This window comes from Paeniglutamicibacter kerguelensis (assembly GCF_017876535.1).
Classification (GTDB): Bacteria; Actinomycetota; Actinomycetes; order Actinomycetales; family Micrococcaceae; genus Paeniglutamicibacter; species Paeniglutamicibacter kerguelensis.
Genome location: NZ_JAGIOF010000004.1, coordinates 502974 through 515524 on the forward strand (window position 1 = coordinate 502974; position 12551 = coordinate 515524).

Consider the following 12551-nt stretch of genomic DNA (forward strand, 5'->3'; position numbering starts at 1 on the left):
CCCGCCATGACTTCCACCATTCGATCCACTTCAACGGAGGCCACCTTGCTCACCGAGACACCCCTGATCACCGAGACGACCGACGTCGTCGCCAACCTTGAAACCCGCTACCTGTCCGGCGGCCCGACCGACGGGGTTCCCGTCGTTGTGTTCCTGCACGACGGCGCCTGGGGTGGCGCTTCGGATGTGACCTGGGGTGACATGCTGCCGCTGGCCGCCGAGAAGTTCCGTGTGATCGCACCGGACCTGCTCGGCTACGGCGGGTCAGCCAAGTCGATCCGGTTGGACGTCTCGCCCTTCGCATTCCGCCTGACCCACCTGTTCTCGCTGCTGGACCACCTGGGAATCACCGAACCGGTGCACCTGGTCGGCAACTCCTTCGGCGGTTCGCTGACCCTGCGCGCACTGACAAACCCGGCGCTGCGCGAGCGGATCGCCTCGGTGACCACCATCGCCGGCACCGGCGGTGCCTGGCGGGGGGCCGACCTGGCCAAGATCGGCGACTTCGACGGCACTCCCGAGCGCATGGAAGAAATCGTCGGCTACCTGTGCGAGCCCTTCGACAACAAGGACGCCCAGCTCGAGGCCCGCATGCGGTGGGCTGTCGCACCGGGGCACTTCGCGTCCATGAAGGCCCCGCACACCGCGGTGCCCGGGGCCATGGCGGTCCAGCGTCCGGCGGACCCGTACCCGGGCAACCTGGCAGGGGTCACCACCCCGGCCCTGCTGATCGAGGGCAAGGACGACACCCTGTTCGAAAGCGGCTGGAGCGCCAAGCTGCAGGAATTCCTGCCGCAGGCCAAGGCCGAGGTCATGGATTCCAAGCACAGCCCGAACATCAGCCAGCCAACGCAGACCTGGGAACTCATCAATGGGTTCCTGGCAGAGATCACGAAGGGTGACAACGCATGAGCGCGCCGGCACTGGTTATTTCGGGCGGTTCCTCGGGAATCGGCGAGGGCCTGGTCAATGACCTGCGCAATGACTGGGATGTCACCTCGGTCTCCCGCTCCCTGCCGAGCAACCCGCTGGACGGGGTCAACTACGTAGCGGGCGACGTCGCCGGAAACGCACCGGAGGCCGTGCGCGAGTCGCTGGCTGCACAGGGCCGCACCAGCGTCCACTCGCTGATCCACTGTGCCGGTGTTGGCCTGTTCGGCAAGTTCCTGGATACCTCCAAGGCCGACTGGGAGCGCGCGCTGCTGCTGAACCTGCACGGCACGCTGAACTTCATCCAGGGAACCGCCGACCTGGTGGAGGACGGCGGACGCATCGTGCTGTACTCCTCGGGCACCGTGTTCAAGGCTCCGGGTGGCACTGCCGCCTACGCCGCGTCCAAGGCCGGCATCATCGGTTTTGCCCGTAGCTTCGCCGTGGAGATGGGCGAACGCAACATCACCGTCAACGTGATCGCCCCCGGGCTGGTCATGACGCCGCTGGCCGCCAAGCTCGCCGGTGGCGAGGCCAAGAATATCGAGACCCGCGCCATCAAGCGCGCCTCGGTGGTCGAGGACTACGTGGGGCCGACCCGCTTCTTCCTCTCGGAGGGCGCAGGGTTTGTCACCGGACAGACGCTGGTCGTCGACGGCGGCTCGATCCGCCGCTGATCCCCGCTTCCATCTCAGGCCGCCGGCCCGCACCCCTCACGGGGTTTGGGCCGGCGGTTTTTTGCGTGCCGTGAGACGTCCGCCCATGCCCCTCATGCTCCGGGGCGCGGCATGGGTGCACGAGGCACTCGGCCCCTGCGCCCTGCACGAGGCATTCGGCATGAGGCGTGCCGCACCCAGTGGGCTTCCGGCGCCTTGGCCGGCGCTGGGGGGGGCGAATCGCCTGTCCCGGCGCCCGCGGGCAGGGCATTGCGGGGCGGTTCTGGCCCAGGGGCCCGCCGGGCGGCCACACCGCTGGCTACAAGCCCCACGCTCGCCTCAGGCGACTCCGGGCCCACAGGCATGGTCTCCGCCCGGTCGCGGCGGGGCGGGGCGGCGAACGCTCCGTCATCCCGGCCGGGTTTCCCGGGTAACGCAAAATCCCGGCACGCGCCCCGCTTCGGGGGTGCGTGCCGGGATTTGTATCCAGGCCTTGGATCTGGTGGAGGCAGCTGCCGGCAGCCGCCCCGGCTAGGACAACGGCGGGAAGAGCATCGTTCCGGCGGCCGCAACCACCAGGATCACCAGCGTTGCCAGGGCTGCGAGCACCAGCGAGCGGCTGCCCGAACGCATCAGGCCCTTGATGTGGACGCCGAGTCCGAGCCCGAACATGGCGGCGGCCAGCAGGAAGGTCTGGGCCACCTTGGCGGCATCCAGCAGCCCCTCCGGCACCACGCCGGTGGTGCGCAGCAGCATCATGGCAATGAATCCGAGGACGAACAGTGGCACGAGCGGCGGCTTCTTGGCATCCGTCACGTCATGCTTCTTGCGCATGTAGATGCTCACGCCGGCCACGATCGGGGCCAGGGTGACCACGCGGGCCAGCTTGACCGTCACGGCCACGGCCAGGGCGCTTGAGCTGACCGCGCCGCCGGCGGCGACCACCTGGGCCACCTCGTGGGTGGAGGCTCCGATGAACATGCCGATGGCCTCCTCGTTCATGCCCATGAGAGCGCCGAGCGCGGGGACGATCGGGATCATCAGGGTGCCGAAGAGCACCACCAGGCCGATGGCCGTGGCCACCTGGTCCTGCTTGGCCTTGGTCGCGCCTTCGGTGGCAGCCACGGCCGCCGCGCCGCAGATGGAGAAGCCGGCGGCGATCAGCAGGCGCTGCGGCAGTTCGATGCCCAGCCACTTGCCGATGACCAGCGAGGCGCCAAAGGTCACGCCGACGCTGAACAACACCACCAGCAGCACCCCCGGGCCGAGGCCGAGGATCTGGGAGAGCGAAAGCTGCAGCCCCAGCAGCACGATGCCGGTGCGCAGCAGCTTCTTGGAGGACACCGTCACCCCGGGCATCAGGATCGCGGGGACATTCATAGTGTTGCGCCATATCGCGCCGAGCAGGATGGCAATCAGCAGCGGGCTGGCCCCGGGCAGCAGCTTGGCGGCCGCCAGTGCGATCGCCCCGCCGATGATGCAGGCCACCAGGCCCGGCAGCAGGCGGCGAAACCCCGAATCGGGGCCCGGTGCCGGGGTCGGCTCCACGGCTTTCGGCGCCGGAATGCTCCTCCGGGATTCGAGTGATATGTCTTCTTTTCGCATACTACGACGTTTTCACGCCCGGGCCGTCACAGGTAGGCACAGGCTGGCCATCACGGACATATGATGTTGATATGGATAGCGCTGCGGGACGAATGCCCGGCATAGAACACTGGATACAAATGTCTTCGCTCGCCCTGCTGGTCGGCATCGCCGACCACGGCAGCCTCAGCGCCGGCGCACGCTCCGTGGGCATGGCCCAATCCAACGCGACGCGGGCCGTGAAGACCCTGGAGCGGCGCCTCGGATTCCCGCTGCTTTCCCGTGCGACCACCGGCTCGAAGCTCACCCAGGAGGGCACGCTGGTCGTCGAATGGGCGCGCGAGGCGCTCCAGAGCCTGAACACCCTGTGGACCGGCGCGCAGGCCCTGGCCGCCCCGGCGGACAGGGAGTTCACCTTCGCGGCCAGCATGACGGTCGCCGAGCACCTGGCGCCGACGTGGATCGGCCGCCTGCATGAGGTCGATCCGCGCATCAAGACCAAGCTGCGGGTGATGAATTCCCGCGAGGTCATCGCCGCCGTAAACAACCGCGACGTTGCACTCGGGTTCGTCGAGACCCCTGATGTGCCCCCGCAGCTGTCCTCCACGACGGTGTGGACCGACGAGCTCGTGCTCATCGCCCCTCCCGGCCACCCCTGGGCCACGCGCCGGGAACCCGTCACCCTGCGGGAATTGGCGGCAACCCACCTGGTGGAACGGGAAGCCGGATCGGGAACCAGGGCCTTCCTCGACGAGCGCGTCGGCGCGGCCAGGGCAACGCCGATCGTGGAGTTCAACAGCAACTCCGCAATCTGCCAATCGGTCTCTGCCGGCATGGGACCGGCGGTGCTGAGCCGTTTGGCCGTGGAAGGCTCCCTGCGCATGGGCAGCTTCATCCAGGTGCCCCTGCACGAGGGAAACCTGGTGCGCAACCTGCAGGCCATCTGGAGGGGACCAGCCCCGTCGGAAGGGCCCGCGGCAATGCTGTTGGGAATCTGCGCCCAGGCGCGGTCCGGCTTCTGAGAGCAGCCCGGGTCGGCAAGTTAGAAGCGGACGATCATCCGGGTGTTGCCCAGCGTATTGGGCTTAACCCGCGCCAGATCCAGGAACTCAGCCACGCCCTCATCGGTGGAACGCAGCAGTTCGGAGTAGACCTCCGGGTCGACGGCACTTTGCTCTTCCATCACGCTGAAGCCGTGCCGCAAGAAGAAGTCGACCTCGAACGTCAGGCAGAACACCCGTGCGACGCCAAGCTCCCGAGCCTCGGCCAGCAGGCGGTCCAGGATCTGGTGGCCAACCCCCTTGCCACGCCACGCACCATCGGTGGCCAGCGTCCGCACCTCAGCGATGTCCTCCCACATGACGTGCAGGCCGCCGCAACCGATGACGGCTCCGGCTTCATCCTCGGCGACGAAGAATTCCTGCAGGTTTTCATAGTAGGCAACAGCTTCCTTTTCCAGCAGCACCCTGTCGTTGGCCAGCGGCTTGACTAGTGCACGGATGCTTTTCACATCGCTGGTACGGGCGCGCCTGACGGTAAAGGAAGTCATGTTTTTATCCTATGCCCACCGGGCCCGGGTCCCGCGTTTTATGTAGCCCCCGGGACGCCAAGAAGCCCGCAATCCATATGTCTGGATTGCGGGCTTCTAGTTGGTGGTTCGTTTGGCGGTTAGCCCTCGATGGCGACCGGAGCCGATTCGCCTTCGAGCTGCGGAGTGCCACCCTCACCATGGAAGGTGAAGGTCGCGTCGTCGCCTTCGCCCTCGACGTCGACCTTGATGTGCTGGCCGGCCCTCAGTTCCCCAAAGAGGATCTTCTCCGAGAGCTGGTCCTCGATGTCGCGCTGCATGACGCGGCGCAACGGGCGGGCACCCATCGACGGGTCGTAGCCGCGGGTTGCCAGCAACACGCGGGCGGCCGGGGAAAGCTCGATGGTCATCTTGCGGTCGACCAGACGCTTCTGCAGGCGGGCGAGGAACAGGTCCACGATTTCCACGATCTCGTCCTGGGTCAGCTGCGGGAAGACCACAACGTCGTCAACACGGTTCAGGAACTCGGGGCGGAAGTGCTGGCGCAGTTCTTCCTGCACCTTGGCCTGCATGCGGTTGTAACCGGTGCGGGTGTCGGTGGCCGACTGGAAGCCGGTCATCACACCCTTGGAGATGTCCCGGGTGCCGAGGTTCGTGGTCATGATGATCACGGTGTTCTTGAAGTCGACCACGCGGCCCTGGCTGTCGGTCAGGCGACCGTCTTCCAGGATCTGCAGCAACGAGTTGAACAGGTCGGCGTGTGCCTTCTCGACCTCGTCGAACAGCACTACGGAGAACGGACGACGGCGGACCTTCTCGGTGAGCTGGCCGCCTTCTTCATAACCGACGTATCCCGGGGGGGCACCGAAGAGGCGCGAAACCGTGTGCTTCTCCGAGTATTCGGACATGTCCAAGGTGATCAGCGCATCTTCCTCACCGAAGAGGAATTCTGCGAGGGCCTTGGCCAGCTCGGTCTTGCCGACGCCCGTCGGGCCGGCGAAGATGAACGAGCCGCCGGGGCGGTTCGGATCCTTCAGGCCGGCACGGGTTCGGCGGATGGCCTGGCTGATGGCCTTGATTGCCTGGTCCTGGCCGATGACCCGCTTGTGCAGCTCGTCTTCCATGTTCAGCAGTCGCGTGGACTCTTCCTCGGTCAGCTTGATGACCGGGATGCCGGTGGAGTTGGCAAGGACCTCGGCAATGAGTTCGGCGTCGACCTCGGCGATCTCATCGAGTTCACCGTTCTTCCAGGCCTTTTCCTTCTCGGCGCGGGCCTCCTGGAGCTTGCCTTCCTTGTCACGCAAGGCTGCAGCACCCTCGAAGTCCTGGGCGTCGATCGCCGCTTCCTTCTCCAGTCGAACGGTGGAGATTTCCTCGTCCATCATCTTCAGAGCCGGAGGGGCGGTCATACGGCGGATACGCAGGCGCGCACCGGCTTCGTCGATCAGGTCGATCGCCTTGTCAGGCAGGAAGCGATCGGAAATGTAGCGGTGGGCCAGCTGGGCAGCTGCAACCAAGGCGCCATCGGTGATCGAGACGCGGTGGTGCGCCTCGTAGCGGTCTCGCAGGCCGCGCAGGATCTGCGTGGTGTGCTCCACGGAGGGTTCCTTGACCTGGATTGGCTGGAAGCGTCGCTCGAGCGCTGCGTCCTTTTCGATGTGCTTGCGGTACTCGTCCAGCGTGGTGGCACCGATGGTCTGCAGTTCGCCACGGGCCAGCATGGGCTTGAGGATCGATGCTGCATCGATTGCGCCCTCGGCGGCACCGGCACCAACCAAGGTGTGGATCTCGTCGATGAACAGGATGATGTCACCGCGGGTGCGGATTTCCTTGAGGACCTTCTTCAGGCGTTCCTCAAAGTCGCCGCGGTAGCGGGAGCCGGCAACCAACGAACCAAGGTCCAGCGTGTAGAGCTGCTTGTCCTTGATCGTTTCGGGGACATCGCCACGCACGATCGACTGGGCCAGGCCCTCCACGACAGCGGTCTTGCCCACACCGGGTTCGCCGATGAGCACCGGGTTGTTCTTGGTGCGGCGGGAGAGGACCTGCATGACGCGTTCCATCTCGAACTCGCGCCCGATGACCGGGTCCAGCTTGCCTTCACGGGCGGCAGCGGTGAGGTTCCGGCCGAACTGGTCCAGCACCGCGGAACCGGCCGGGGTGCCTTCGCTCTGGCCACCGGAGCTTACGCCGGCACCTGCGGTTTCCTTGCCGCCCTGGTATCCGGAGAGCAGCTGGATGACCTGCTGGCGTACGCGGGACAGGTCTGCACCGAGCTTCACGAGGACCTGGGCGGCGACGCCCTCGCCTTCGCGAATCAGGCCGAGCAGGATGTGCTCGGTTCCGATGTAGTTGTGGCCCAGCTGCAAGGCTTCACGCAGGGAAAGTTCCAGGACCTTCTTGGCGCGCGGGGTGAAGGGGATGTGACCGGAAGGAGCCTGCTGGCCCTGTCCGATAATCTCTTGAACCTGCTCGCGGACTGCACCAAGCGAGATATTCAGCGACTCAAGGGCTTTGGCCGCGACTCCCTCGCCCTCATGGATGAGGCCGAGCAAAACGTGCTCGGTTCCGATGTAGTTGTGGTTGAGCATGCGCGCCTCTTCTTGGGCAAGCACGACAACGCGACGGGCACGGTCGGTAAATCTCTCAAACATGCGGCACACTCCTAGCTAACACGTATTTCGATGCTACGCATCAATTTCCCGCTCGTGTGAAATGTTCGCCCAAGGGATAACCTTGTTCACCCTCGGCGTTTTCCATAAGCATTAAACGCGCAAGGGGATCGGGCCTGTTCGGACCCAATCCCCCGCGGACAATCATTTCCCCAATCGGGCTCCCACTAATAGCAACGTGGCAGTCCTCCGGGCATGACTACTTCGACTTCGAACGAGACTTCTTAGCCATCGCAGCATGGTAAGCGGCAATTACATCTGCCTGCAGACGACCACGGGCGTTGACCTTAACGTTGTTCTCCTTGGCCCAGGCACGAATGGCCGGGGCTTCCTTGGGAGTGAACTGCTTCGATGCACGCGCAACCTTGATGTACGGCTTCAAGGCTTCGCGGAATGCTTCAGCATTCGCTTCGTTTAGATCAATTTCATAGTGTTGCCCACCAATGCCAAAAACGATGGATTCGCTTGCCTCAGAACCGTCAATATCGTCAATCAATGCAATCTGAACCTGACGTGCCATTAGCTACTCCTTGTGTTGATGGGAATACGCATGAACCTAATAACGGTTTCAATCCATGCGCTCACCCTTATCATAAACACAAGTAAGCATCATCTAACAAGTAGAAATTATGGCATTCAGCTAATTCTCAGACTGAGAACTATTTTTGCCTGTTTCACCTAAGTTCGATTTCATTTGTTCGTCGACTTCAGCTTCAGCCAAGCGTTCAGTGCGATCGACATTTGATACGGCTCGAATAACAAACCAAAAAATCAGCGCCACAACTACCGTGGGGAGCAGTGCCTCGATATAAGGCATTTTAGGCCTCCGGCTTGAGCAAGGGGAATAGAATGGTTTCGCGAATTCCGGTGTCGGCAAAGAGCATGACCAGTCGATCAATACCCAATCCAATGCCACCCATGGGCGGGGCCCCATATTCAAGGGCTCGGAGGAAGTCTTCGTCCAACTGCATGGCTTCGTCATCGCCATCCGCGGCCATACGCGACTGCTGGGTCAGGCGTTCGCGCTGAACCACCGGGTCGATAAGCTCCGAGAAGGCAGTGCCGCGTTCCATGCCGCCTATGACCAAGTCCCAGGCTTCAATGACACCCGGCTTGCTACGGTGGGGGCGCGCCAGCGGCTGTGCTGCGGGCGGGTAATCGTAGACGAAAGTCGGATTAATCAAAGTCGGCTCAACAATTTCACCGAACAATTCAATGACAATTTTTTCGGATCCCCATTTAGGGTTGACCTTTACTTCATGCTTCTCTGCGATTGCGCGCAGGGTTTCAGCATCGGTATCAGGAGTAATTTCCTGGCCCACCGCTTCAGAGAGGCCCGGGTAGACGCCAAGCCATGCCCATTCACCGTCAAGGTTTACAGTTCCCTTGGACGTTTCGAGAACGCGGCCGGCACCGATGGCATCGGCCGCGTTAAGGATGATTTCCTTGATGCGATCAGCCATTACGAACTGATCTGCGTACGCTTCGTAGCATTCCAACGTGGTGAATTCCGGCGAGTGGGTGGAGTCCACGCCCTCGTTGCGGAAGATGCGTCCCAATTCGAAGACACGGTCGATTCCGCCAACCACTGCGCGCTTGAGGTAAAGCTCGGTCGCGATACGCAGCGTCATGTGCTGGTCAAAAGCGTTCAGGTGCGTCTCGAACGGACGGGCAGAAGCGCCGCCATGAATTAGCTGAAGCATCGGGGTTTCAACTTCAACGTAGCTATGCGAGTGCAAGGTATCGCGGACCGCGCGGGTGATTGCGGCGCGCTTGTAAACCATTTGGCGGGCTTCATCACGGACAATGAGGTCGGCGTAGCGCTGACGTACGCGGGTTTCCTCGCTAAGCTCCGCGTGCAGGACCGGCAACGGACGCAGGGCCTTGGAAGCCATCTGCCAATCCGTGGCCATGACCGAAAGCTCGCCACGGCGCGAAGAAATCACTTCACCGGTGATCAAGACATGGTCACCGAGATCGACCAGCGACTTCCAGTCGGCTAGTTTTTCTTCGCCTACGTTGGCCAGGGAAAGCATGGCTTGGAGGCGGGTTCCGGAGCCTTCCGGACCGCCTTCCTGCAAAGTGGCGAAGCAGAGCTTTCCGGTGTTTCGCATGAAGACGATACGCCCGACGATGCCTACCTGGACGCCGGTGGCGGTGTCTGGTTCAAGTTCCGGGAACAGCGCGCGGACTTCTTGAAGCGAGTGAGTGCGTGCGACTCCCACCGGGTATGCTTCTTCGCCGCGTGCCAACAATGCGGCGCGCTTATCCAGGCGCACTTGACGCTGGTCGTTGGTGTCGGTGGTGTTAGCTACAGGGGAAGTTTTTTCGGCAGTCACAATCGTTAATTCTACGTTGCATTTGCTGAGTGTGGGCTGCGAGGTGTCCAGCGACACCACAACGCCTGTTGACAACCCTCTCCAGGAAACTAGGGAGCCTGGAAGAATACATTCCGGCAACGGGCGACGGGGCGCTCTTGTCGTAAGCCCGTATGGCAATACCCAGATCAGCGCAAAGCGCAGGACCCCATCAACACACCAAGAGGAAAACACGACTCTTTGCCGGCTGCTTTAAAGTACACCTCGTTGAAATCGGAGCCTCTTTTTTGGGATGGAAAGAAATGAATGATTCCTTCGTTCCAAGGAAGGTTCTCCTTGGAACGAAGGAATCATCGTTGTCCACAAATATTCTGTTGTGAATGGTGCCAGCCAATTACCAGATCTTTACGCGGTCTTCCGGATCCAGCCACATTCCGTCACCAGGCTTGGTTCCGAATGCCTCATGGAAGGCGTCCATGTTCTTCGGAACCTGGTTGCAGCGGAACTCGCCCGGCGAATGCGGATCAGTAGTAATTCGAGTGACCATGGTTTCCGGACGCATCAAGGTACGCCAGCATTCAGCCCAAGAGTAGAAGAACCGCTGATCGCCAGTGAGCCCGTCGACAACCTCATCAAGTTCCACGCCGTTTGCTGCAAGATCCATCTTGTAAGCGGTGTAGGCGATGCCCAGTCCGCCAAGATCGCCGATGTTTTCGCCCAGGGTCAGTTTGCCATTGACGTGGTGCTCGGGCGCTTCTGGCGGCACAAGCGCATCATATTGCTCGACAAGCTTTCCGGTCAGTGCGTCGAAGGCCGCACGGTCCTCGTCGGTCCACCAATTCTTCAGTTCACCGGTCCCGTCGAATTGGGACCCTTGGTCGTCAAAGCCGTGACCGATCTCGTGGCCAATTACGGCGCCGATTGCCCCGTAGTTCGCTGCGGCGTCTCGATCTGCGTCAAAGAAAGGGAAGCGCAAGATGGCTGCAGGGAATGCGATCTCGTTGAGCAGCGGGTGGTAGTAGGCATTGACGGTCTGCGGGTACATGAACCAAAGTTCGCGATTGACTCCGTCATCGATCTTCTTCAGCTCGCGCAGGAACTCGAATTCGTTAGAGGCAGCAACGTTGGAAATAACGTCATCTGCAACCGCGGCAATCGAGGAATAGTCGATCCATTCATTGGGGTAGCCGATCTTGGAGCGGAACATCGAGAGTTTCTCGAGGGCCTTCTCCTTGGTTTCAGGGCTCATCCATTCAAGGTTGGCAATGGAAATCCTATAAGCGTCAATCAGCTTGGCGACCAATGCCTCCATCTTGTCCTTGCTGCGCTGCGGGAAGTGCTCTGCCACGTACAGCTGACCAATATCTTCGCCAACAGATCCTTCAGTAAAGGCAACACCGCGCTTCCAACGCTCACGCAGCTCCTGTACACCGGACAGCTTTGCCGAATAGAAGGAGAAGTTCTCGTTGACGAAAGCGCTCGACAGGTATGGCGCATTTGAGCGAATCAGTTGGACGGCAAGCCAGTGCTGCCAGGATTCCAATGGAGCATCGCGCAAGATTTCTTCAAGGCCGCTGAGGTAGCTGGGTTGCCACACATCGACCTCGTTGTAGTACTTCTCGGCGATGCCAGCGCCCTGCAGCCAAAGCTCGAGGGAAGGAACGAGTTCAAGCAGCTGCTTGTTGCTCATCAAGTTGTATCGGGCTTGTGCATCCCGGCATTTCACGCGGTCCCAGTGGTGCGAAGCAAGCTTGGTTTCCAAGTCGATGACGGCTTGGGCTGCCGCTTCGGTGTCCTTCAGCTCACCCAATGCCATCAAACGGGCGAGGTGCTCCTGATATTCTCCACGAAGTTCGGCAAACTGCTCCTCGCGGTAGTACGACTCGTCGGGCAATCCGAGGCCGCCCTGTGTGAAGGTCAGCAGGTTACGCTCAGGGGCGCCTGCATCCGAGCTCGCGCCAGCCTGGATGAACCCTGATACTCCGCGTCGATAAAACGAGCCACTCAGACGTATGAGTTCCTCGATGTTGGTGGTCTCATAGATTGCTGAGACATCCGCACGGATCGGCTCGACACCGTTTGCTTCGATTCGCGCCTCGTCCATGAAGCTCGTGTAGATATTGGCAATACGCTCTTTGCGCCCGTCGATTTCCCCGGCGTTCTGAAGGGTTTCCTCTTGCGCAGCTTCAATGATGGCGCGCACCGCCGCCTCGGAGTCATCGCGCAAGGCCATGAAGGACCCATAGGTGCCTTGATCCGCGGGGATCTGAGCAGTGCTCAGCCAGGAACCGTTGGCATGACGATATAGGTCGTCCTGGGGGCGCACGTTCTCGTCCCGATGGCTCGTACGAACTGTCGACGTCTCTGCTTCATTGGCTGGAACTAGAGATTTGGCGTTCATCATTGTCCTCTTCACATGAGCGGGCTCATTCCCATAGGTAGGGGTTCGAGCGATATGTCCGGGGTCTCACTGATTCACTTTACGCGTCTGAAACAAGAATTTGAGACTATTTTTCTTCGTTACTCCAGCGGTGAACCAACCACTGTTTGCATCCTTAGCTAGTTATCCACAGCGCTTGTGGATAAGAGAAAAGGCGCCGGGGGCGGTGCGGCCCGCACGGGACGCCGGCCGGGAAGGACCCCCCGGCCCCCGGGCGGCGGTCCCGTTAAAGGGAAAAGGCCCCCGCAACGTGCGGGGGCCGGGGGCGGGGCGGGGCGGGGCGGTTAAAAGGGAAAAGGCCCCCCGCAACGTGCGGGGGCCGGGGGCCGGCCACCGGAGGCCCGGCAGGAACCCCGCACCCGACTGGGAAGCGCCCCCATCCCCCACAACCCCCACCACCGACACCGGCCCGGTGCAGCCAGG

Annotated in this window: 10 protein-coding genes; 3 read left to right on the top strand and 7 right to left on the bottom strand. The window is 62.0% G+C overall.

Features of this window, described 5'->3' with window-relative positions; all coding sequences use genetic code 11:
- Positions 1-6 precede the first annotated feature (6 nt).
- Together JOF47_RS21640 and JOF47_RS21645 are read left to right on the top strand one after the other, a co-directional pair.
- Entirely contained in the window at positions 7-912 is a 906-nt protein-coding gene (locus tag JOF47_RS21640; protein ID WP_210002797.1) for an alpha/beta fold hydrolase, read from the top strand.
- A complete protein-coding gene (locus JOF47_RS21645; RefSeq protein ID WP_210002799.1) occupies positions 909-1607 on the top strand; it encodes an SDR family NAD(P)-dependent oxidoreductase in 699 nt (232 codons plus the stop codon). Before JOF47_RS21640 ends, JOF47_RS21645 begins: the two co-directional genes overlap by 4 nt.
- 510 nt (positions 1608-2117) lie before the next feature.
- Here the strand turns inward: JOF47_RS21645 and JOF47_RS21650 are convergent.
- Entirely contained in the window at positions 2118-3191 is a 1074-nt protein-coding gene (locus tag JOF47_RS21650) for a YeiH family protein (protein ID WP_210002801.1), read from the bottom strand.
- Between the two features lie 119 nt (positions 3192-3310).
- Here JOF47_RS21650 and JOF47_RS21655 point away from each other — a divergent pair, with 119 nt between their 5' ends.
- Entirely contained in the window at positions 3311-4192 is an 882-nt protein-coding gene (locus tag JOF47_RS21655) for a LysR family transcriptional regulator (RefSeq protein WP_210002803.1), read from the top strand.
- A gap of 20 nt (positions 4193-4212) precedes the next feature.
- Here JOF47_RS21655 and JOF47_RS21660 read toward each other — a convergent pair whose 3' ends face one another.
- The 6 genes from JOF47_RS21660 to JOF47_RS21685 form a co-directional block, all read right to left on the bottom strand.
- Entirely contained in the window at positions 4213-4719 is a 507-nt protein-coding gene (locus tag JOF47_RS21660) for an amino-acid N-acetyltransferase (RefSeq protein ID WP_210002805.1), read from the bottom strand.
- A gap of 119 nt (positions 4720-4838) precedes the next feature.
- On the bottom strand, positions 4839-7352 hold the full coding sequence (locus tag JOF47_RS21665; protein ID WP_210002807.1) for an ATP-dependent Clp protease ATP-binding subunit: 2514 nt from the start codon (positions 7350-7352) through the stop codon (positions 4839-4841).
- A 217-nt stretch (positions 7353-7569) separates the two neighbouring features.
- A complete protein-coding gene (locus JOF47_RS21670; protein ID WP_210002809.1) occupies positions 7570-7890 on the bottom strand; it encodes a histone-like nucleoid-structuring protein Lsr2 in 321 nt (106 codons plus the stop codon).
- 120 nt (positions 7891-8010) lie between these two features.
- A complete protein-coding gene (locus JOF47_RS21675; RefSeq protein WP_210002811.1) occupies positions 8011-8187 on the bottom strand; it encodes a hypothetical protein in 177 nt (58 codons plus the stop codon).
- A 1-nt stretch (position 8188) separates the two neighbouring features.
- On the bottom strand, positions 8189-9709 hold the full coding sequence (lysS, locus tag JOF47_RS21680) for a lysine--tRNA ligase (protein ID WP_210002814.1): 1521 nt from the start codon (positions 9707-9709) through the stop codon (positions 8189-8191).
- A gap of 373 nt (positions 9710-10082) precedes the next feature.
- Positions 10083-12092, bottom strand: coding sequence for a M13 family metallopeptidase (locus JOF47_RS21685; protein ID WP_245357102.1), 2010 nt, complete (start codon positions 12090-12092; stop codon positions 10083-10085).
- Between the last annotated feature and the right edge of the window lie 459 nt (positions 12093-12551).